Here is a 21,363-nt window from a genome sequence, read left to right on the forward strand (position 1 = left end):
ACGGAAGTTCGCCCCGGGCTGACCCCATGCGGATGCATGCTCACGATTCCCGGACGACGTCCGCGGGGTCCTTGTCCACCCGCCACCCGCGCCACGAGGGCTGTCGCAACCGGCCGTCCGACGTCCACTCGGCGAACTCGACCTCCCCAACGCGCTTCGGCGTCACCCAGTGCGCGTCGCGGGCATCGGGCCGAGGGACGTCGACGAACGGCGAGGTCTTCCGCTCGAGAGCGCCGAGTGTCGCACCGATCTCGTCGAGGTCGCGATCGCGGAAGCCGGTGCCGACCTTCCCGATGTACTCGAGCCCGTCCGGCCCGGGGACGCCGAGGAGCAGCGAGCCGACCCCACCCGCACGCCGACCACTCCCCGGTTTCCACCCGCCGACCACGACCTCCTGCGTGGCGTGGTGCTTCAGCTTGAGCCACGCCTCGGATCGCCGACCCTCGGCGTACTTCGACGTCCGCTTCTTCGCGACGACCCCTTCGAGTCCCTGCTCCGCCGAGTCCGCCATCGCTCGGGCGAGGTCGCCCTGGTACGCGGGCGGGACGTCGATCGCGCCGCCCGGTTCGACCACCGTCTCGAGCGCCTGGCGACGCGCGTCGTACCCGAGGCGGGTGAGCTCGTGCCCGTCCGCCTCGAGGACGTCGAAGAGCAGCAGCCGGACCGGCGTCTCACGTCGCGCCGCCTCGACCTCGCGCGACTTCGTCAGTCCCATCCGGTTCTGCAGCAGCTGGAACGAGGGCCGCCCCCGATCGTCGAGGGCCACGATCTCGCCGTCGAACACGCCGTCCACCCCGGCGCGGTCGCCGAGCTCCTGGAGCTCGGGGTACTGCACCGTCAGGTCGTTGTCGTTGCGGCTGCGGAGCGTCACCGAACCGTTGCTGACGGTCGCGAGCGCGCGGATGCCGTCCCACTTCATCTCGAACGCCCAGTCGGACGCGTCCAGCGTCGGCTCGCCCTTCGCGAGGGTCGCCTGCATCGTGCGGCGATCAGCCGGAGCGGTGTCCGACGCGGCCGTCCGGTCGATGCGCGCGGTCGGGTCGCCGCCGGCGGGTGCGGGTCGGGAGGCGCGGCCCGTCCCCGCCCCGTCCCCGCCGTCCGCCAGGCGGTCCGGCTGGTCCTTCGTGCGGTGGATGAGCCAGTTCTTCTCGTCGCCGTCGCGCCCACGACCCCGCCCGCGGGTGTGCAGCAGCGCCAGTCGGCGAGCGCCCCCGGTCCGGCCGTGCAGGGTGACGATGACCTCTTCGCCCTCGCGCCACTTCTCGAGCTCGTACGTGCCGTCGTCCCAGATCGTGACCGTCCCGCCGCCGTACTCGTCCTTCGGGATCGTGCCCTCGAACGCGCCGTACTCGAGCGGGTGGTCCTCGGTCTGCACTGCCAGGTGGTTCTTCCCCGGGTCAGTGGGTTCACCCTTCGGCAGCGCCCAGCTGACCAGGACCCCGTCGTGCTCGAGCCGGAAGTCGTAGTGGTCGCGTGTGGCGTGGTGTTCCTGGATGACGAACGTCGGGGTGCCGTCCTTCCGCACCGTCGGCGCGTCCTCGGGCACGGGTTCAGGGGTCTTCGACGCGTCGCGCTTGGCGCGGTACGCGGCGAGCCGGTCGCGCGCGGGCTGCTCCGCGTCGTTCGTCTGCTGGGTCCGGTCGCTGTCCCAGTGACCGTGGTCGTCCCGTCCGACCGCCAACGAGGCGGAGGCGACCGGGTGCAGGTGGTCGCCCCGTTCCTCCAGGCGTTCGAGGACCTCGTCCAGGGTGAGCTGCGCGAGCCCGCGTTCGGTGAGTTCCTTCCAGGTGCGGGGCGCGGCGACCGTCGGCCGGTCACGGCCGCGAAGAGAGTACGGCGCGATCGTCGTCTTGTTGCCGTTGTTCTGCGACCAGTCGACGAACACCTTGCCCGTCCGCTCCGCCCGGCTCATCGACGAGAGCACGAGGTCCGGCAGATCCTGCTCGAGCGCCTTCGCGAGTTCGTGCGCCACCTCGGAGACGTGTGAGGTGGAGGCCGTGCCGTCGAGCGCGGCGTAGAGGTGGATGCCCTTCGACCCGGACGTGACCGGGTACGGGTCGAGCCCCATGCCGTGCAGGATCTCGCGCGCTGCGAGGGCGACCTCGACGCACTCGGGCAGCCCGACGCCGTCGCCGGGGTCGAGGTCGAGGACGAGCCGGTCCGGGTTCTGCTGCCCGCCGCGGGGGCCGAACCGCCACTGCGGCACGTGCAGCTCCAGCGCGGCCTGCTGCGCCATCCACACGAGGGTCGGCAGGTCGTCGACGATCGGGTACTCGTTGTCGTGCTCGGCGTGGTGGATGGTGTGGTGCCGGACCCAGTCGGGCGCGGAGTCCGGCAGGTTCTTCTCGAAGAACACCTTGCCGTCGACGCCGTTCGCCCACCGCTTCCGGGTCACGGGGCGGTCCTTCACGTGCGGGATCATCCACGGCGCGACCCGCTCGTAGTACTCGATCACGCGCCCCTTGGTGGTGCCGGTCTCCGGGTAGAGCACCTTGTCGGTGTTCGTCAGGGCGATGCGGCGGTCCCCCACCAGGACCACGGTCTTGCGCGCGGTCGGACTCACAGCGCCACCCCGGTCGCCCCCGCCACCGTGAGGGTCGTCCCCGACGTGTACGACGACTCGGGGCCGGCCAGGTACACGTACGCGCTGCCGAGCTCGACCGGCTGTGCAGGTCGACCGAAGGGCGTGTCCTGCCCGTAGGCGGCGATCTCGTCGCCCGGGTAGCTGATCGGCTGCAGCGGCGTCCACACCGGGCCCGGGACGACGGTGTTCGCCCGGATCCCCTTCGCCGCGAGCTGTCGCGCCAGCCCGTTCGTGTACGTGATGATGGCGGCCTTCGTCGCCGCGTAGTCGATCATCCGGTCCTGCGGTTGGTACGCGGACACCGAGCTCGTCGTGACGATCGCACTGCCGGGCGCCATGTGCGGAACGGCCGCACGCACCAGCCAGAACAGCGAGTACAGGTTGACCTTCATCGTGCGGTCGAAGTCCTCGGTCGACTGCGCCGTCACGTCGTCGTGCACCTTCTGGTGGCCGGCGACGAGGACCAGGGCGTCGAGTCCGCCGAGCTCGCTGACCGCGTCCCGCACGAGTGTGTCGCAGAACCCCTCGTCGGTCAGGTCACCGGGGAGCAGCACGGCCTTCCGCCCGAGGTCGCCCACGATGTCCCGCACGGCTTCGAGGTCGTCGCGTTCCTCGGGCAGGGCGTTCAGGGCGACGTCCGCGCCCTCCTTCGCCATCGCGATCGCCGCTGCCCGCCCGATGCCCGAGTCGGCCCCGGTGACGAGCACGCGGTAGCCGGGCATGCGGCCCGTGCCGAGGTAGCTCGTCTCGCCGTGGTCCGGTGCCGGGTCCATCGCGCTCGCCAGTCCGGATCCCTGCTGCGTCTGGGCCGGGAAGGGCGGACGGGGGAACTGGTCGCGCGGGTCCTGCTTGTCGAGCTGGCTCATGGGCCCATGGTGCTCGCGCCGCGGCCACGGCGGTTCAGCGAAGCGGGATCCGTGGAGAACCCGTCCGCTGCGGGCGCTCCCGTGGAGAGACGGGCATCATGTGCCCATGAGGTCGATCTGGAAGGGCTCCATCGCGTTCGGGCTCGTCAACGTGCCGATCAAGGTCTACGCGGCGACCGAGACGCACGACGTGTCGCTGCACCAGGTCCACGACGAGGACAAGGGCCGCATCCGGTACAAGCGCGTCTGCGAGTTCGGCCACGAGGTCGAGTACGCCGACATCCAGCGCGCCTACGACGACGGCGACAAGACGGTGGTGCTCACCGCCGACGACTTCAAGCAGCTCCCCGAGGAGCAGTCGCACGAGATCGAGGTCCTCGAGTTCGTCCCCGTCGATCAGGTCGACCCGATGATGTTCGAGAAGTCCTACTACCTCGAGCCCGACTCCCGCTCCCCCAAGGCCTACGTGCTCCTGCGCGAGACCCTCGCGAAGACCGACCGACTGGCGATCGTGCAGTTCACGCTCCGGCAGAAGACCCGGCTCGGCGTCCTGCGGGTGAACGACGACGTGATCCTGCTGCAGGGGCTGCTCTGGGGCGACGAGGTCCGTGCCGCCGACTTCAAGGGGCTCGACGCAGCGGTGAAGGTCAGCGCGAACGAGCTGAAGATGTCGTCGTCGCTCGTCGACAGCATGTCCACGGACTTCGACCCCGACCGCTACACCGACGCCTACCAGGTGGAGCTGCAGCAGCTCATCGACGCGAAGCTGGAGTCCGGCGACGACATCGACACCGAGAAGACCTTCGGTGAGCGCTCTGAGGACGACGACGATGACGAGGGTGGCGACGTCATCGACCTGATGGCCGCCCTGCGCGCGTCGGTGGACAAGAAGCGGTCCGGGTCGGGAGGCACGGGGTCGCGTTCGCGGAGCGGGTCCGGTTCCACGAAGCAGGACTCCACGGCAGACGAGTCGCCGAAGAAGGCCCCGGCCGAGAAGACACCCGCGAAGAAGGCACCCGCGAAGAAGGCCCCGGCGAAGAAGGCACCCGCCAAGAAGCCGGCCGCCAAGAAGCAGGCCAGCTAGCCGTCCTTGCGGGTCCGCCGGAGCCCGAGCGGGATCGAGACCCAGAGCAGGGCGGTCCCGAGGAACACGACGATCCCGCCGACGAGCCCGCCGACGTCACCGACCACCACGTCGAACACGAACAGCACCGTGCCCGAGAAGAGCAGGGCGCTGGCTGCCAGCGCCGCGATGAGGACGACGTTCCCGACCCGGACGAGGTCGTGCTTCTGACGCTGCCGGAAGACGAGCCGGTGCGACGCCACCGCCGAGAGGGCGACCACCGTGACCAGCACGGCCAGCACGACGAGGACGAGGTAGATCGTCTCCTGGCCATCGCTCAACGCCGTGAACCGTTGTTGGAAGGGCAGGGTGAGCAGGAACCCGGCGAGGATCTGAGTGCCGGTCTGCACGATGCGCAGCTCCTGCTCGATGTCGTTCCAGTTCCGGTCCCACCGTTCCGTCGACGTCTCGTGCCGACCACGCTCGGTCTCGCTCACACCACGAACCTAGCCTCGCCCACGCCGGAGTGGCGGGGGGGGGCAACGGTCCGCGACACGAGCAGGAAACACACGTCGGCCAGACTTGTCGCATGACTCCAGAAGAGCCTGGGGCCTTGTCGTCGCCACCCGCGACCGATGGCCCGCCCGTCACCGTCTCCATCACCCGCCTCGTCGAACCCGAGCGGATCCCCGACGTCACCCGCTGGGTGCAATCCGGCGTGAACCTCGCCAACCGCTACCCGGGATTCCTCGGCTCGGGCTGGGTCCGCTCGCACGCGACGAGCCGTGAGTGGCACATGCTCTACCGGTTCGCCGACCACGACTCCCTCGCCACGTGGGAGAACTCCGACGACCGGCTGCGGTGGCTCGACCTCGGCCGTGACCTCGTGGTGGAGTCCCGCGTCGAGAAGCGCACCGGGATCGAGGGGTGGTTCGACGCACCGGCCGATGCCCCGGCGTCGAGCGCACCGCCGCGGTGGAAGCAGGCCGTGAGCATCTGGCTCGGGTTCTTCCCGGTCAACCTGGCGTTCACGTACCTCGTCGGCTGGCTGGTCCCCGCGTTCGGCGCACTCCCCGTGCTGCCGCGCGTGCTCGTCACAACGCTCGTGCTCACGCCGATCATGACGTTCTGGGTGCTGCCGTTCGTCACCCGGATGATCCGCCCGTGGCTCCTCGCGCCGCCGAGGAACGGCTAGCCGAGCACCGACAGCTGGTCGAGCCGCTCGAGGATCACGCCCTCGCGGAGCGCCCACGGGCAGATCTCGAGCGCCGGCAGGTCGAAGATGTCCAGGCAGGCCTCGGCGACCAGTGCTCCCGGCACCACCTGGTGCGCCCGGCTCGGCGACACCCCGGGGAGCTCGGCCAGCTCGGCGACCGACATCGTCAGGAGCGCCGGCAGCTTCGCGCGGAGCACGTCGCCGTCGAGCGCGCGCGGCACGAGCGGCCCCGCACCCGAGGGCGCTGCGCCGCAGATCCGTGCGATCGACCGGAACGTCTTCGAGGTCGCCACGGCACGGTCCGGCCGCCCGGCGCGCAGCAGCAGCCCGGCGTCGCGGGCGATCTCCACTCGGATCTCGTGGCGGATCCGGCGCACGTCGTCCTCGGTCGGGGTCCCAGCCGCGAAGTACGACCGGGCGAGCCGGGCGGCGCCGATCGGCATCGACCACGCGACGTCCGGCGCTTCGTCCGCTCCGCCGGCGATCTCGAGCGACCCACCGCCGATGTCGAACACGGCCAGGCGACCAGCGGACCACCCGAACCACCGCCGCACGGCGAGGAACGTCAAGCGCGCCTCGTCCCCGCCGGACAGCACGGCGAGCTCGACCCCGGTCGCCCGTTCGACGTGGGCGAGCACCGCGTCGGAGTTCACGGCGTCGCGGACGGCCGAGGTCGCGAACGCGAGCATGTCCTCGCACCCGCGGTCCTCGGCGACGCGGACGGCGTCGGCGACGAACGAGGTCAGGGCGTCGACGCCCGCCTCCGTCACCGCGCCGGCGTCGTCGAGGTGCTCGGCGAGGCGCAGCGGTTGCTTGAACGACGACGCCGGCAGCGGGGCGGCACCGCCGTGGGCGTCCACCACGAGCAGGTGGCCGGTGTTGGACCCGATGTCGAGGACTCCCACGCGCATGCCACAACGCTAGTGGCCCCGTCGGACGGGCACGGCCCAGGAGGCGCGGTTCAGCCCCGCAGGAACGACTCCAGTTCCGCGGTGGTCGGGTACGACGCCTGCGCGCCCGCCTTCGTCGCGGCGTACGCCCCGACACCGACCGCGAACCGCGCGGCCTCGACCAGCGGGTCCCCGGCGGCGAGGCGCAGCGCCACCGCACCCATGAACGCGTCGCCGCAGCCCGTGGTGTCCACCGGGTCGACCCGGACGGCGTCGATCGACACCGGCTCGGCGTCCCCGTCGTGCACGACGCAGCCCGAACCGCCCCGGGTCACGATCGACCGTCGGACACCGTGCTCCCCGAGCTCGGCGGCCTCGTGCTCGTTGACGAGCAGGACGTCGGTCAGCTCGAGCAGCTCCGCCGGGACAGCACCGAACGGGGACAGGTTCGTGAGCACCGTGACGCCCGCGGCGTGCGCTGCGCGGGCGGCGGCCAGGACGACGTCGATCGAGACCTCGAGGCAGAGACCGAGCACGCCGGCACCGTCGAGGGCATCAGCGGGGACGTCGTCCGGGGTCAGCGTGCCGTTGGCGCCGGCGGAGATCACGATGGTGTTCTCCCCCGCGCGGTCGACGGTGATGACGGCGGTGCCGGTGGCCACGCCCTCCCGGACGGCGACGGGCGTCGTGTCGACACCCGCCGCCGCGACGGAGTCGCGCAGCAGTCGACCGTTCCCGTCGTCGCCGACCGCGCCGATCATGCGCACGGTGCCCCCGAGCCTCCCGGCAGCCACCGCCTGGTTGGCGGACTTGCCGCCCGGCAGGATCGCGAGGTCGGACCCCTGGAGGGTCTCACCGGGCTTCGGGAAGCGCTCCGTGCGGACCACCAGGTCCGCGTTGAGGCTCCCCACGACGACGATGCCGGTCATGCGGCGGCTCCTGTCTCGGCCGAGGCCGGGCGCGGGATGAGGAAGGACGTGGCGAGTGCCGCGCAGGTGATCACGGCACCGAGCAGCATGCCACCGGAGTACCCGGCGGTACCCGCGGACCCGCCGGTCCCGAGCGCGATCTGCAGGGCGGGCAGGACGGCGAAGCTGATGCCGGCACCGAGGTTGAACGCACCGGCGTTGAGGCCGGGCAGGAAGCCGGGGTTGGACTCCGGCGAGAGCACGATGCCGAGCCCGTTCAGGATGATGTTCGCGATGCCGGCGTACGTGATGCCGATCAGCACGGTCGCGGCGATGAGCACCGGCAGCGAGTGCACGCCGACGAACGCCATGACGAGCGTCGCGACGATGCTCCCGACCAGGCCGACGCGCAGCACGGCGCGGTAGCCGAGGGTCGGCGCGAGCCGGCCGGCGAAGGGTCCGACGATCCAGCCGACCAGCGCGTACGGGGTGAGGAACGCGAGCGAGGCGAGGTCGGCCTCCATGCCGAAGCCCGCGTCCGGGTTCTGCGCGAGGCTCGTGACGAGGCCGTTCACGACCGCGAACACGCCCGTCATGGTGAGCAGGGTCGTGACGAGCAGCGCCCAGGTCGCACGGCGCTTGAGGAACCGTGTCTCGACGAGGGGCTCGCGCACCCGCGACTCGACCGCCCAGAAGACGCCGAAGGCCACGAGGGCGAGGACGATGCCACCGACCACGAGCCCCCAGTCGGCGGCTGCGAGCTTGCCCGCCTCGTTGAACGCGGTGAGCAGTGCGCCGACGCTGACGACGAGCGGCAGGACACCCCACCAGTCCATGCGGGTGCCGGCCGACGGCTTCGACTCGACGCCCCACGCAGCGACCATCAGCGCCGCGACGACGGTGACGATCGCGATGACCCAGAAGATCCCGCGGAACCCGAAGTGCGTCGCGATCCACCCACCGGCGAGCGCGTCGACGCCCGCGATGCCGCCGTTCACAGCGGTGAGCAGGCCGAGGGCGGCGCCGTAGCGCTTCGGGTCGGCGATCTCGTTGCGGAGGATGAGCAGGCCGATCGGGACGACCGGGCCGGTGACGCCCTGGATCATGCGACCGACGAACAGCATCGGGACGTTGACCGCGAGCGCCGCCACGATGCTGCCGACGAGCATCACCGCGAGCATGCCGAGCAGGACGCGCTTGCGGCCGACGATGTCGGACAGGCGCGGCAGGAACAGCGAGAACAGCGCCGCCAGGGTGAAGAACAGCGTCTGCGACAGGCCGATCGTGGCGTCGTCGGTGTGCAGCTCGCGGGCCATCGTGACCAGGGCGGGGCTGAGCATGCTCGCGTTCAGCTGGAACGCGATGCAGGCTGCGAGGAGCGCGGCGGTGAGGGCGCCGATCGACTTCTTCGTCGATGTGGTGGTCATGGGGGTCAGTGCTCCGTGGTGGTCGTGGTGGCTGCGGTCCGGGGCGTCCAGCCGGTGTCCGGGGTCTCGCCGATGCGCTCGAGGGCATCGACGACGAGGTCCCAGAACCGTCCGTGGTCGAGCTCCATCGCGGCGCTCGTGCGGCAGTCCTCCGGCGCGGGCGCGCGGAAGTCGGCGACGGTCATGCCGAGGGTCAGGGTGCCCTGCGTCTCGACGTGGATCGGGACCTTCACCGCACGGACGACGGTCGGGTCGATGACGTACGCGACGGCGCAGGGGTCGTGCACGGGCGGCGCGTCGAAGCCCTGGGCGTCCTTGTACGTCTGGCCGAAGAAGTCGAGCAGCTCGCCGACGAACGCGGCGGGGGCGGTGCCGACGGCGGCGATGCGCTCGGCGACCTCGGGCGTCGCGAGCGCCTGGTGCGTCAGGTCGAGGCCGACCATGACGACGTCCCAGCCCGCGTCGAAGACGATCGAGGCGGCCTCGGGGTCGATGACGATGTTGAACTCGGCGACCGGGCTCCAGTTGCCGACGTGCACCCCGCCGCCCATCAGGACGACCTGCTTGACACGCTCGACGATGCGGGGCTCCTTGCGGGCCGCGAGGGCGATGTTCGTCAGGCCGCCGGTCGGCACCAGGGTGACCGTGCCGGGCTCGTGCGCCATGACGGTCTCGATGATGAGGTCGACCGCGTGCCGCTCGTCCAGCTCGAACGACGGCGAGGGGAGCATCGGCCCGTCGAGACCGCTCTCGCCGTGGATGTCGCCGGCGACCTCGATCTCGCGGAGCAGCGGACGGTCGGCACCGGCGGCGAACGGGACCCCGGTGATCCCGGCGATGCGGGCGACGGCGAGGGCGTTGCGGGTGACCTTCGGGAGCGTCTGGTTGCCGACGACGGTCGTCACGGCGAGGAGCTCGATGTCCGGGTTGCCGTGGGCCAGCAGGATCGCGACGGCGTCGTCGTGGCCGGGGTCGCAGTCGAGGATGATCTTCTCGGGCACGCGGGGCGCTCCACTTCTTCGGGGATCAGGAGGTCGAGGCTCGACGAGGTGGGGATCCGCGGCGAGGATCAGCTCCCGCGGCACGTCAAGCGTTTGACATGGAAACACGTCAAGCGTTTGACGTCAAGTCATCGGCGGCGGACCCGAACTGCGCGGTCCGCGCTCGGTAGCATCGACGCGTGCCATCCTCCGCCGCCCCCGGCCGTCGTGTGACCGCTGCGATGGTGGCCGAGCGCGCGGGGACGAGCATCGCCACGGTGTCGCTCGTCGTGAACGGCAAGGACCGCGGCCGGGTCTCCGTGCCGATCGCCACGAGGGTGCGCGACGCCGTCGACGAACTCGGCTACGTCGTCGACCACGCTGCCAGTTCCCTCGCGCGGGGCAGTGGCGACCTCGTCGTCCTGATCGCCCCCGACCTGTCGAACCCCTTCTTCGCCGAGGTGATACGCGGCGTGCGCGACACTGTCGGCGACCGCTTCCAGCTCGTGCTCTCCGTCACGGAGCGCGGGGCCCAGCCCGTGGCCGCCGACGTCCGACGGTTCGAGCGGCTCCGCCCGGCCGGGATCCTGGTGGATGCGCCCGCCGCCGACGAGACGATGACCGCCACCGTCCCCGTGGTGCTGCTCGACGCTCCCGGCGGACCCGAGGCCGTGAACTACGACCTCTCCCCCGGTGTCCACGAGCTCGTCGCCCACCTGCACGAGCGCGGGCACCGGCGGGTGGGGTACCTCGACGGGACCTCGCGGGCTGCGACGTTCGGCGTCCGTCGGGAGCTCTTCGAACGGGAGTGCGCGGCCGCCGGCATCGAGGTCTCCGAGGTCACCGCCCGCGCCGACCTCACGGTGGACGCAGCGGCTTCGGCGACCGAGCACGTCCTCGAGGCCTGGCAGGACGACGACGTCACGGCGGTCGTCGCGGCTGCCGACACCCTCGCGTACGGGGTGCTCCGGGTCGCCGGGCAGCTCGGCATCGCGGTCCCCGGCGAACTCGCCGTCGCGGGGTTCGACGACCTGCCGTCGTCCTCGGTCACGGCGCCGGCCCTGACGAGCGTCGCACTGCCCGGCGCGGACCTCGGCCGGGCCGCGGCGCTGCGGTTGCTCGCGACGCTCGACGGCACCGCGCCGGAGGCCGCGGCGCTCCCCACGCGCCTGGTGCGCCGCGCGAGCACGGGCGCGTAGCGCGCGCCGCGGCTGCGCGCGGGCGCCGCGCGCGGAAACGATCTCACGCGCTCACCGACACCTCACGCGCCGCTCGTGGCGTGAGGTGTCGGTGCGCGCGTGAAGTCGTCACCACAGAGCGGACGGGAGGCGCGGTGCGAGCTGGCACCGCGCCTCCCGTCCTCGTGTGCTGGCGGTCAGCGCTCCGAACGGTCCGGACCGGCATCGGCCGGCTCCGGCTCGGCGGCGCCGGCCGTGTGCCCCGCGCGCTGCGCGCGCTCGAGCTCGTCGGCCTCGGCTCCGCCGACCGCCTCGCCGCGGGCGACCATGCCGGCCGTGTCGGAGAGCTTGATCTGCGGGAGGAACAGCGCGAGCAGGAACGCCACCGCGATGAACGGCAGCAGGTACCAGAACACGGGCGCCAGGGAGTCGGCGTACGCGTTCACGATGCCGTCCTGCACCGCCTCCGGCAGCTTCGCCACGGTCGCTGGGTCGATGCTGCCCGCCGACGACGCAGCGTCGGTCGCCGATCCGCCGGCGCCACGGAACACGTCGGTGAGCGACGTCGTGAGCCGCGCCGTGAAGAGCGCACCGAAGACGGCGGTGCCGAGGGAGGCGCCGACCTCACGGAAGTAGTTGTTCGTCGACGTGGCGGTACCGACCTGCTCGGCGGGCACCGCGTTCTGGGCCACGAGGACGACCACCTGCATGATGAGGCCGAGGCCCGCGCCGAAGACGAACAGGTACGCGCAGATGAGCCAGATCGGGGTGTCCGCCGCGAGCTGGGTCATCGCGAGCATCGCCAGGGCGACCAGGATCGTCCCGATGATCGGGAACATCCGGTAGCGACCGGTCTTGGTGATCAGGTTGCCGGACGCGATCGAGGTCCCGATCAGGCCGACCATCATCGGCAGCATCAGGAGACCCGAGACCGCCGCCGAGGTGCCGGACGCCATCTGCAGGAACGTCGGGACGAAGCCGATCGCCGCGAACATGCCGATGCCGAGCACGAGGCCGATGCCGGTCGCGAGCAGGAAGGTGCGGTTCTTGAAGAACGACAGCGGGAGGACCGGGTCCTGCGCACGCGACTCGACGAGCACGAGGAGCGCTGCCGACACGGCGAGCCCGGCGAACCAGGCCCACGTCTCCGGGGCGTCCCAACCGTGGTCCTTGCTGCCGCCGAACTCCGAGAAGAACACCAGGCACGTCGTCGCCGCGGACATGAAGAGCACGCCGAGGACGTCGATGCGCTTCGTCGCCTTCTTGCTCGGCAGGGTCAGCGCGAACCAGGCCACGAAGAACGCGGCGATGCCGACCGGGATGTTGATGTAGAACGCCCAGTTCCAGGTGAGGTGGTCGACGAAGAACCCGCCGAGCAGCGGGCCTCCGATCGCCGAGAGGCCGAAGATCGCACCGAGCGGGCCGAGGTACTTGCCGCGCTGGGAGGCCGGCACGATGTCCGCGATGATCGCCTGCGACAGGATCATCAGGCCGCCGCCGCCGAGGCCCTGCATGGCACGGAAGACCACGAGCTGGGTGAAGTCGCCGGCGAAGGCACAACCGGCCGACGCGATGGTGAACAGTGCGATCGCGATGAGGAACAGGTTGCGGCGACCGAGGACGTCACCGAACTTGCCGTAGACGGGCATCACGATGGTCGAGGCGAGCAGGTACCCGGTCGTCAGCCACGCCTGGTGCGCGACGCCGCCGAGCTCGCCGACGATGGTGGGCATCGCCGTTGAGACGATGGTCTGGTCGAGGCTGGAGAGCAGCATCCCCGCGATGAGCGCGGAGAAGATGATCCAGATCCGACGCTGCGTGAGGAGCAGCGGTCCGTCGGAGCCTGGGCGGGCACGCTTGGTCGTGCCCGGCGCGGTGGCGCTCATTCAGTGGTGTCCTGTCCGGTCGTGATGGCCGCCCTCATCAGGCGGAGGTTCTGGGTGAGCAGCTCGTCGAACGCGGGGCCCGTGGCTTCGTCGAACGCGTCGTCGAAGTAGGTCTCCGCCGTCACCTTGAGCAGCCCTGCGGCGGCCTCGGTGACGAGCCGCGCACGGCGGTCGGTGGCGTCGCCCCAACCGAACCGCGCTCGTACGGCGTCGGTGATGCGGCCGAGCTGCACGTCGGTGGCCGAGAGGAACCGGGCGACGAGCGCCGGCTCCCGTTCGAAGACCCCGCGGACGAGGACCTCGTCGGCGCGGTCGATGCCGGCCCGGTGGAACTGGTCGATCGCCAGCGCGACGATGGAGTCCAGCGGCTCGAGGTCGGCCGCGACGACACCGCCGGCGGCGTACGCGTCGATGGCTTCGACGTCCGCGTTGATCTCGATGCCGAGCACGGCGTCGTCCTTCGACGCGAAGTGGTTGAAGAACGTCCGCCGGGACACCCCGACCGTCTCGCAGAGCTGCTCGATCGTGAAGCCGTGCAGCCCGTGCTCGATGGTCGCCCGACGTGCCTCGACGATCATGCGTCGGCGCAGCGCGCGGGTGCGTTCGGTGGTGCTCACCGGACAAGAATTGCACTATCGGACTGAGAGTGCAATGTAGAAGTGGGGTACCGCTAGAGCGCCTTCTCGAAGCAGAACGACCACGGCATCGTCGCGGCGTACGGCTCGTACACCGGGATCGGGCTCCAACCGGTCTTCTCGTAGAGCGCCACGGCCTCGGGCTGCTTGTCGCCGGTCTGCAGGATGAGCCGCGCGGCGCCCTCATCACGCCCGACGTGCTCCCCCTCGGTGAGCAGCGCGGTGGCCGCACCCTTCCCGCGGGCGGCGGCGAGGACGATGAGGCGCTTCAGTTCGACCTCGTCACCGAGGCGCCGGACGGCGATGTGCCCGAGGGCCTCGCCGCCCTCGTCGATCGCGAGGATCGAGGTGATGATCGTCGCCGGGTCCACGGCGAGCGCCCGGTCACGCTCGGCCGTCACCGCCGGGTCCTCGTCGCCGTTCGCGGCGCCGTAGCGCTCGTGCATCTCCTCGTCCATGCGGGCGCGGAGCACCACACCACGGGGGTCGTCCCACCGAACGCGTTCGATCGTGATCACGACCGACGATCCTGTCACGGATGCCAGCGTCGGCGCGACGTGTGGTCCTCGTAGGGCTGGGGATCGGGGTAGGTCAGGAGCTCGACGGTGCTGCCCCACGGCGTCCGGACGTACACGAACCGGTTCCGGTCGCCGGCTTCGGGCCCGGGCAGCGGGCGGGGTGCGCCGAGCGCAGTCGCCCCGGCGGCGACGACCCGGTCGAGCGTGGCGTCGAGATCGTCGACGTACAGCGCGAGGTGCTGCCACCCGAGGTCGGACGGCACCGCCGAGGTGTCCTGCGCGACGTGGTCGAAGGCGAACAGCTCGATGCCGGGGCCGTCGGGCAGCGCGAGCATCCGGATCCGCACCTCACGGGCGTCTCCGGGGACACCGAGGCGCGACGTCGTCGCCGCACCGCCCTTCGGAGGCTGGTCGGCCGGGAGCGTGTCGTAGAGCACCTCGGCACCGAACGCGTCGACCAGGAACGCGCTGGCCGCGTCGACGTCGGGGACGGTCAGTCCGATGTGGTCGACGCCGCGGACGCTCACGCGCCCGCCCCGCTGCCGGCGGCTCCCCCGGCGCGGCTCGCCAGGTCCGCGATGGGGCCCCGGCCGGCCCGCAGGTCGGCGAGGACCGCTGCCGCGTCGTCGTACACCTCCGCCGCCCCGGCCCGGCGCAGCTCGTCGCCGCCGATCCCGCCCGTCATCACGGCAACGCAGGGCACACCGACCCGTCCGGCGGACTCGACGTCCCACATCGCGTCGCCGACCATCACCGCAGCATCGGCGGACACGCCGACCTTCCGGAGTGCGACCTCGATGATCCCCGGGTTCGGCTTGGCCTGTTCGACGTCCTCCGAGCTCGTGACGGCGGTGATCCACGCCTCGGCGTCGAGCAGTTCGCGCAGTCGCACGAGTTCGTCCTCGGGCGCGCTCGTGGCCAGCACGACGGCGTGACCGGCGTCGGCGACGGACCGGAGCAACTCACGGGCACCCGGGAGGAGCCGCAACCGCGGCATCTGCTCGGCGTAGTACGCGGTGTGGAACTGCTTGACGGTGTCGCGCTGCTCATCGGTGGCGTCCGGCAGCAGCTCCTCGAGCAGCTTCGCCGAGTCCATGCCGATCGCGCGGTGGATCCGCCAGGCGTCGACGGACTCGCCCGCTGCCGTGCACGCCCGCCACCAGGCGTCGATGTGCGGGTAGTTCGAGTCGACGAGGGTCCCGTCGATGTCGAAGAGGACGGCGGTGGAGGGTGCGTCGGGCATCCCTCCACCTTGCCCTGGAGGCGCGGATCACCTCTCAGGGGCGCGTCACGTCCGTCAGACGGTGATCGACTCGCCGGCGGGCAGGATCTGCACCGGCACCGGTCCGAGACCGTCCGGGCCGAGGAACCGCGCGGCGGACTGCTGCCCGAGTTCGCTGAGCATCGCCTCGTGGATCTGCACGGCGTGCTCCGGTGAGACCGCGCGGACGTAGTCGACGGCCTCGGCGGTGCTCGTCCACGGGCCGCTGGTCGGCAGCAGCAGGGTCTGCACCGGGACGCCGGGCACGAGGTAGGCGTCGCCGGGGTGGAACACGGCGCCGTCCACGAGGTAGCCGACGTTCGCGATCGTCGGGATGTCGCCGTGGATGACGGCGTGCTCCTCGCCGAAGACCTGCACCGAGAACGGGCCGACCTCGAACGCGTCACCGGCCGAGACCGCGGCGACGCGGCCGTCGTGCGCGCCGAGCTGGTCGACGATCGCGGCGGGCCCACGGACCACGAGGGCGTCGTTCGCGGCGAGGGCGGCACGGACGGCGTCGACGTCGAAGTGGTCGAAGTGCTCGTGGGTGACGAGGACGGCGACGGCGGCCGTCGCGAGGTCGGCGCCCTCCGGCGTGAACGTGCCCGGGTCGATGACGAGGGTGGCGCCGTCCTGCTCGAGGACGACGGTGGCGTGGTTGTACTTCGTCAGCTCCATGTCGACGAGTCTACAACAGTGTTGTACATCGACGTGGTCGATCCGGATGAGAGGGCGTTCACCGTTCGAGTCTCGCCGCGATGCGGTCGAACAGTTCCGGCACCCTGGCGAGTGCCGCACGCTCAGCCTCGGACAGCTCGGAACCGATCACCGACGCGAACGCCCCGGCTCGGGCGCTCCGTTCCCGGAGCATGACCGTGCGGCCCGAGTCCGTCAGCCGGATCACCGAGACCCGCCGGTCCCCGTCGGAGACGCCTCGCTCCACGAAGCCGCGCTCCTCGAGTTCCGCGACGGTCCGCGACTGTCCCTGGTGCTTCACGCCGCGGGCCCGCGCGAGCTCGGCGATGGTCTGCGGCCCCTGCCGGTCGAGCAGGCCCAGGCTCGCGCTCTGCGCCTGCGGCAGCTCGTCGGTGAGTGCCCGGGTGGCCCGCACGATCCGGCCGATCGACTCGCGGAGCTCCTCGGCGAGGTCGTCCGGGGTCGTCGTCATGCCCTCGACCGTACCGCCGGATCCCTGCGACGGCGGCCTACCGGAGCGCCACCCAGACGGGGAAGGCGGCGGCGGCACTCCAGGCCTGCGGGCGGCAGGCGGCCGGGTACGGGGCCGGACGCGTGACGGCGGACGCGTCGTCGCCGGCGTGCAGCTCGGGCATCCGGAAGTCGAACGCCACCGCCGCGGCGAGCAGCTGCTCGGACAGGACCCGGGCCTCGTCGTGGTGTCCGGACCGGGTGAGGCCCGTGATCACCACGGCGGTGTCGTGCGCCCAGACGGTGCCCCCGTGGTAACTGAGCGGCCAGTACCCGGCGGCGGTCGTGGAGAGGGTCCGGAGGCCGAAGCCGCTCGCCAGGTCCGGGCTCACGACGCGTGCTGCGACGACGGCTTCCTCGTCCGGGGTGAGCAGGCCGGTGCCGAGCAGGTGGCCGATGTTGCTCGTGGCGGAGTCGACGGGGCGCTTGCGGGCGTCGAGGGCGATCGCCGGGTACCGACCGATGTCGTCGGCCACCCAGAAGGCGTCGCGGAAGCGATCTGCCAGGCGCGCGGCCCAGGCACGCCACGCGTCGCCGCCGGGACGGCCGAACGCATCCAGCAGGTCGGCACCGTGCACCGCGGCCTCGTGCGCGTAGCCCTGCACTTCGCACAGCGCGATCGGGCCGTCGGCGAGGGTGCCGTCCCGCCACTGCACGCTGTCCCCGGAGTCCTTCCAGCCCTGGTTCGCCAGCCCCCGGCCGGACTCGTCGACGTACTCGAGCAGCCCGTCGCCGTCGGCGTCGCCGTCGTCGCGCATCCACGCCAGGGCGCGTTCGAGCGTCGGCAGGAGCGCCTCGACCTCGGCGTCGGGGAGCCCCGCACGCCAGGCGTCGTGGAGCAGGCACACCCAGAGCGCCGTCGCGTCGACGGTCCCGTAGTAGAGCGGTGGCAGGGAGATCTCGTCGTTGTCGACCGGCAGGGACGCCTGGCGCAGCTCGTGCATGATCTTGCCGGGCTGCTCGGCGGTCGCGGGGTCGTCCGCGGTGCCCTGCAGCGCGGCGAGGACCCGGAGGGTGCCCCCGGCGGTGCTGGTGTCGACAGGCAGCAGGAAGCGGGCGGCCCAGATCGCGTCGCGGCCGAACAGGGTGAAGAACCAAGGGGCGCCGGCCGCGATGAACTCGCCCTCGGGCCGCGCCAGCCGGAGTGCGTCGAGATCGTCGGTGGCACGCTCCAGCCAGCGCCGGAGCCGGTCGTCCTGCACGCCGGCCGGGACGTCGAACGGGCGCGGGGTCGTCACGCCGGTGACGACGGCGTCGGGCGTCTCCACGGCGCAGTCCCACGCGAGGTCGACCTCGTGCGCGCGCTCCGTCCGCCAGCGCAGCACGACGTCACCGTCCTCGACGCGGACGGATGCTCCGGGGGCGTCGAGCCGGACCCGTACGGAGCCCGAGGTCCACGATGCGGTCTGCTCCGAGGCGTCGGCGGGGACCGGCTGGGGGCCGTGACCGGCCTTCACCGCGTCCATCCCGGCGGCGTCCGGGGTCACCCTGACGGTCACGACGAGCTCCGCGGTGGTCGCGCCGGGCCCCTCGAGCCGATCCGTGACGCGCAGGCGTTCCGCCACCCCGTCGATGCGCACCGTCCGACGACGGTCGAGGCGGACGTCCGGATCGGCCCCGGTACCGTCGAGGCCGCGCAGGAGTCCGGTGAAGACGACCTCGCGGGCACCGGCGGGCACGACGGCGATCGGTTCCACCGCGGAGTGCTCGACGCTGACGCGCACGGCGGAGACGAACCGCTGGTCGCCGGTCCAGTAGCCGTGCACGGGGTTCGCGCCGATGGCACCGTCCCGACCGGACCATGCCTGCGTCGGTGCCGCGATGACGGCGACCTCGTCGTGGAGCAGGGGCTGCAGCGTGGCGGTCGTGGCAGCGGCGGTGGTGGTGTTCGTGGTGGTGGAGGTCATGGGGCTTCCTCGTCGACGGGTTCGGGGGACGGGGTCCAGGCGCTGGGTGTCCAGCTCGGTACGGATCGGGGTGCGTCCGGCAGACGACGCACGGGCAGGGGCTCGGCACGGATGCCGGTCGGGTCGCCGGGGGCACGGGCGATGCGCACCGCGCCGCCTCCGTCGTGGTCGGTGACGGCTTCGACGAACGTGGCCGAGCGCCCACGGTGGACGACGCCGACGCCCTCGTCGAGCTCGATGCCCGCCGGGAGGTCCCCCGCCGCGACGGCCGCGCGGAAGACCGGCGACCGGTCCGGGTCCGAGTCGGTGTGGACGCCGAGCGAGCCGGACACGAAGCCGAGTCCGTCGGCGAGGACCGACGGCTGGGGGCCGTGGCTCTGCGTGACGCCGCCGGTGTGCCAGCAGAGCGCGCCGGCCGATCCACCGGCGAGCACCACGCCGGCTCCCCAGGCCTCACGCAGGACCTCGTCGAGACCGTGGGCACGCCACACGGCGAGGAGGTTGACCACGGAGCCGCCCGAGACCCAGACGACGTCCGCACCGAGGACGGCGTCGCGCAGGGACGGCACGTTCCGTCTCGGGAAGAACCGCAGGTGCGACGCCTCGACACCGGCCGTACGGGCCGCGGCGAGCTCTGCCCCCTCGACGGTCCGCTGGTCGCCGCCGGCGGTGTTCACGTGCAACACGCGTGGCGGCCGACCGGCGGGGACGCGGGCGAGCCGGACGGCCTCGAACAGGAGCGGACCGTACGCCGAGTCGTCCCACTCGCCGCCGACCAGACCGCCGCAGGTGGCCAGGATCGTGGGTTCGGTGGCGGTCACGTCGGGGTGCTCATTCCTTGACCGCCCCGTCGCTGCCGTTCATGATGCGCTTCTGGAACACGAAGAACGCGACCGCCACGGGGATGGTCATGACGAAGGCCGCCGCGAGCTTGACCGGGAACTGGTTCCCGGCGCTCAGCGCGCCCGACGCCAGTGATGCGACGCCCTTCGTGAGCGTGGTGAGGTCGGGCGACGAGGTCGACACGATGAAGTGCGCGAGCTCGTTCCACGATCCCTGGAACGACAGGATGGTGATCGTCACGACGGCCGGACGCGCCATCGGGAGCACGACCGACCAGAAGGTCCGGAACGTGCCGGCACCGTCGATCTTCGCCTGCTCCTCGACGCTCACCGGAATCGATTCGAAGAAGTTCTTCATGATGAACACCCCGGCGGCGTCCACGAGCAACGGCACGATCATGCCCGAGTACGAGTCGTACATGCCGAGCTGGTTGATCACGAGGAACTTCGGGATGAGCAGGACCACGCCCGGCACCGCCATGACGGCGATGAGCAGGGCGAAGACGGTCTCGCGCCCCGGGAACCGCAGTCGCGCCAACGCGTACCCGGCGAGGGAGTCGAAGAAGATCCGGCCGAGCGTGACGAAGACCGCGACGATGATCGAGTTCATCGCCCAGATCCCGAAGTCGGAGTTCTCGAAGAGGGTCTGGAACGCCGCGCCGGTCCAGGTGACGGGGAGCGCCAGCGGGTGCAGGGAGGCGTCCTGGTCGGTCTTGAACGCGTTCACGATCGCGACGTAGAACGGCAGCAGGTAGACGACGGCGATCAGGACGCCGAACACCAGCAGCACCACGCTCCGCGGCGTGAGCCGACGTGGCCGCAGGCCCGGGCCGGGTGCCTGCGTGACGGTGGTGGCGCCGAGGTCCGGCACCGCGCCTCCTGGCAGTGCCGCCCTGGAGGCGCGGGTCGGCTCGGTCCCGCCGCCTGCGGTCGCCGGGGTGGGTGCGCTGGTCATCGCGTGCTCCCCTTCTCGATCCACCGCATCCGGCGGCGGGACACCGGGCGGTCGCGCAGCGCCCACCGCTGCAGCAGCGTGAAGACGACGATGATGCCGAACAGGATGAAGGCGATGGCTGCGCCGACGCCCCACTGCTGGCTCTGGAACGCGGACGTGTACGACAGGAACGCCGGCGTGAGCGTCGTGTTCGCCGGGGCGCCCTTCGTGCCCGTGTAGATCTGGTCGAAGACCTGCCACGTCCCGATCAGCCCGAGCGTCAGCACCGTGAAGAGCGTCGGGCGCAGCTGCGGCAGGGTGACCCGCCAGAACCGCGTCCAGGACCCGGCGCCGTCGATCATCGCCGCCTCGTCGACCTCCGGCGAGAGGTTCTGCAGCGCCGCGATGAACAGCAGCATGAAGGTGCCGCTCGTCGTGAACACCGCGAGCAGGATGAACGCGGTCATCGCGACCGACGGACCCGCGAGCCACTCCCACCACGAGATGCCGAGCATCGTGTGGTCGGCGAGGAAGGCCGGTGGTGTGCCTGCGCCGAGGTGGAACAGGCCGGTGGGCTCGTTGAACCAGTTCGGTCCGTTGATCCCCGCCCAGCTGATGATCTTGTTGACGGCTCCCGTCGACGAGAACAGGAACAGCCAGAGGACGGTGATGGCGACCGAGCTCGTCACCGAGGGGAAGTAGAACGCGGTCCGGAAGAACCCGCGCCCGCGCAGTGCCCGACCGCTGACGAGCAGGGCGAGCCCGAGCGCCACGGCGGTCTGCAGCGGGACGACGAACACGACGTACCAGAGGTTGTTCCGCAGCGCGGTGCCGAAGTTCTGCTCGTCGAGGCCCCCGCCACCGAGGATCTTGGCGTAGTTCTGCCCGCCGACGAAGGAGACGTCGGACGAGAACGGGCTGCCGACACCCCGCCAGTCGGACACGCTGACCCAGGCCGCCATGACCACCGGCACGGCGAGGAACAGGCCGAGGACGATGATCGTCGGCGCGGTGAACAGCCAGCCCGAGACGGCTTCGGCACGGTTCTTCCGGGACACGTCC

At 71.6% G+C, this 21,363-nt stretch carries 21 protein-coding genes; 3 read left to right on the top strand and 18 right to left on the bottom strand.

Annotated elements, in window-relative coordinates; translation table 11 throughout:
* Nucleotides 1-40: 40 nt before the first annotated feature.
* Both J2X60_RS08545 and J2X60_RS08550 read right to left on the bottom strand, forming a co-directional pair.
* Nucleotides 41-2,563, bottom strand: a complete 2,523-nt coding sequence (locus tag J2X60_RS08545) for an ATP-dependent DNA ligase (protein WP_309887089.1) — start codon at nucleotides 2,561-2,563, stop codon at nucleotides 41-43.
* Nucleotides 2,560-3,450, bottom strand: a complete 891-nt coding sequence (locus J2X60_RS08550) for an SDR family oxidoreductase (protein WP_309887090.1) — start codon at nucleotides 3,448-3,450, stop codon at nucleotides 2,560-2,562. The genes J2X60_RS08545 and J2X60_RS08550 overlap by 4 nt, the downstream gene beginning before the upstream one ends.
* Nucleotides 3,451-3,556: 106 nt before the next feature.
* Between J2X60_RS08550 and J2X60_RS08555 the strand changes: the two genes are divergently transcribed.
* A complete protein-coding gene (locus J2X60_RS08555; RefSeq protein WP_309887091.1) occupies nucleotides 3,557-4,534 on the top strand; it encodes a Ku protein in 978 nt (325 codons plus the stop codon).
* On the opposite strand, the gene J2X60_RS08560 is transcribed toward J2X60_RS08555, so the two are convergent.
* Entirely contained in the window at nucleotides 4,531-5,010 is a 480-nt protein-coding gene (locus J2X60_RS08560; protein ID WP_309778105.1) for a DUF6328 family protein, read from the bottom strand. The genes J2X60_RS08555 and J2X60_RS08560 overlap by 4 nt on opposite strands.
* A 92-nt stretch (nucleotides 5,011-5,102) precedes the next feature.
* Here J2X60_RS08560 and J2X60_RS08565 point away from each other — a divergent pair, with 92 nt between their 5' ends.
* Complete coding sequence (locus tag J2X60_RS08565) at nucleotides 5,103-5,708, top strand: antibiotic biosynthesis monooxygenase (RefSeq protein WP_071296587.1); 606 nt, start codon at nucleotides 5,103-5,105, stop codon at nucleotides 5,706-5,708.
* On the opposite strand, the gene J2X60_RS08570 is transcribed toward J2X60_RS08565, so the two are convergent.
* From J2X60_RS08570 to J2X60_RS08585, 4 genes are read right to left on the bottom strand one after another with little or no spacing between them, the layout of a single operon-like run.
* Complete coding sequence (locus J2X60_RS08570) at nucleotides 5,705-6,640, bottom strand: Ppx/GppA phosphatase family protein (RefSeq protein WP_071296586.1); 936 nt, start codon at nucleotides 6,638-6,640, stop codon at nucleotides 5,705-5,707. The two genes, J2X60_RS08565 and J2X60_RS08570, sit on opposite strands and share 4 nt — an antisense overlap.
* 50 nt (nucleotides 6,641-6,690) lie before the next feature.
* Nucleotides 6,691-7,548: a ribokinase gene (locus J2X60_RS08575; RefSeq protein ID WP_309887092.1), complete on the bottom strand. Its 858-nt coding sequence runs from the start codon at nucleotides 7,546-7,548 to the stop codon at nucleotides 6,691-6,693.
* Nucleotides 7,545-8,954 (bottom strand): MFS transporter, encoded by a 1,410-nt coding sequence (locus J2X60_RS08580; protein WP_071303358.1) that lies wholly within the window; start codon nucleotides 8,952-8,954, stop codon nucleotides 7,545-7,547. Before J2X60_RS08580 ends, J2X60_RS08575 begins: the two co-directional genes overlap by 4 nt.
* A gap of 5 nt (nucleotides 8,955-8,959) precedes the next feature.
* Nucleotides 8,960-9,955 (bottom strand): nucleoside hydrolase, encoded by a 996-nt coding sequence (locus J2X60_RS08585; RefSeq protein WP_070417195.1) that lies wholly within the window; start codon nucleotides 9,953-9,955, stop codon nucleotides 8,960-8,962.
* A 179-nt stretch (nucleotides 9,956-10,134) separates the two neighbouring features.
* Here J2X60_RS08585 and J2X60_RS08590 point away from each other — a divergent pair, with 179 nt between their 5' ends.
* Nucleotides 10,135-11,133, top strand: coding sequence for a LacI family DNA-binding transcriptional regulator (locus J2X60_RS08590; protein WP_309887093.1), 999 nt, complete (start codon nucleotides 10,135-10,137; stop codon nucleotides 11,131-11,133).
* A 176-nt stretch (nucleotides 11,134-11,309) separates the two neighbouring features.
* On the opposite strand, the gene J2X60_RS08595 is transcribed toward J2X60_RS08590, so the two are convergent.
* The 11 genes from J2X60_RS08595 to J2X60_RS08645 are packed head-to-tail and all read right to left on the bottom strand — an operon-like array spanning nucleotide 11,310 to nucleotide 21,359.
* The gene (locus tag J2X60_RS08595; protein ID WP_309887094.1) at nucleotides 11,310-12,998 is read right to left on the bottom strand and encodes an MDR family MFS transporter; all 1,689 of its coding nucleotides are present in this window, start codon (nucleotides 12,996-12,998) and stop codon (nucleotides 11,310-11,312) included.
* On the bottom strand, nucleotides 12,995-13,615 hold the full coding sequence (locus J2X60_RS08600) for a TetR/AcrR family transcriptional regulator (RefSeq protein WP_070417197.1): 621 nt from the start codon (nucleotides 13,613-13,615) through the stop codon (nucleotides 12,995-12,997). The genes J2X60_RS08595 and J2X60_RS08600 overlap by 4 nt, the downstream gene beginning before the upstream one ends.
* Nucleotides 13,616-13,668: 53 nt before the next feature.
* The gene (locus J2X60_RS08605) at nucleotides 13,669-14,151 is read right to left on the bottom strand and encodes a GNAT family N-acetyltransferase (protein ID WP_309887095.1); all 483 of its coding nucleotides are present in this window, start codon (nucleotides 14,149-14,151) and stop codon (nucleotides 13,669-13,671) included.
* Nucleotides 14,152-14,165: 14 nt separating this feature from the next.
* Nucleotides 14,166-14,678: a VOC family protein gene (locus J2X60_RS08610; protein WP_309887096.1), complete on the bottom strand. Its 513-nt coding sequence runs from the start codon at nucleotides 14,676-14,678 to the stop codon at nucleotides 14,166-14,168.
* Entirely contained in the window at nucleotides 14,675-15,394 is a 720-nt protein-coding gene (locus J2X60_RS08615; protein ID WP_309778093.1) for an HAD family hydrolase, read from the bottom strand. The genes J2X60_RS08610 and J2X60_RS08615 overlap by 4 nt, the downstream gene beginning before the upstream one ends.
* A 54-nt stretch (nucleotides 15,395-15,448) precedes the next feature.
* A complete protein-coding gene (locus J2X60_RS08620) occupies nucleotides 15,449-16,090 on the bottom strand; it encodes an MBL fold metallo-hydrolase (protein ID WP_309887097.1) in 642 nt (213 codons plus the stop codon).
* A gap of 58 nt (nucleotides 16,091-16,148) precedes the next feature.
* Nucleotides 16,149-16,580, bottom strand: coding sequence for a MarR family winged helix-turn-helix transcriptional regulator (locus tag J2X60_RS08625; RefSeq protein WP_071296579.1), 432 nt, complete (start codon nucleotides 16,578-16,580; stop codon nucleotides 16,149-16,151).
* Between the two features lie 37 nt (nucleotides 16,581-16,617).
* A complete protein-coding gene (locus J2X60_RS08630; protein ID WP_309780401.1) occupies nucleotides 16,618-18,525 on the bottom strand; it encodes an MGH1-like glycoside hydrolase domain-containing protein in 1,908 nt (635 codons plus the stop codon).
* The gene (locus tag J2X60_RS08635; protein WP_071296578.1) at nucleotides 18,522-19,346 is read right to left on the bottom strand and encodes a Type 1 glutamine amidotransferase-like domain-containing protein; all 825 of its coding nucleotides are present in this window, start codon (nucleotides 19,344-19,346) and stop codon (nucleotides 18,522-18,524) included. The genes J2X60_RS08630 and J2X60_RS08635 overlap by 4 nt, the downstream gene beginning before the upstream one ends.
* Nucleotides 19,347-19,356: 10 nt before the next feature.
* A complete protein-coding gene (locus tag J2X60_RS08640; protein ID WP_309887098.1) occupies nucleotides 19,357-20,322 on the bottom strand; it encodes a carbohydrate ABC transporter permease in 966 nt (321 codons plus the stop codon).
* Nucleotides 20,319-21,359: a carbohydrate ABC transporter permease gene (locus J2X60_RS08645; protein WP_229086498.1), complete on the bottom strand. Its 1,041-nt coding sequence runs from the start codon at nucleotides 21,357-21,359 to the stop codon at nucleotides 20,319-20,321. Before J2X60_RS08645 ends, J2X60_RS08640 begins: the two co-directional genes overlap by 4 nt.
* Nucleotides 21,360-21,363 lie beyond the last annotated feature (4 nt).

Origin of the sequence: Curtobacterium sp. 320 (assembly GCF_031455235.1) — a bacterium.
In the GTDB taxonomy this organism is placed as follows: Bacteria; Actinomycetota; Actinomycetes; order Actinomycetales; family Microbacteriaceae; genus Curtobacterium.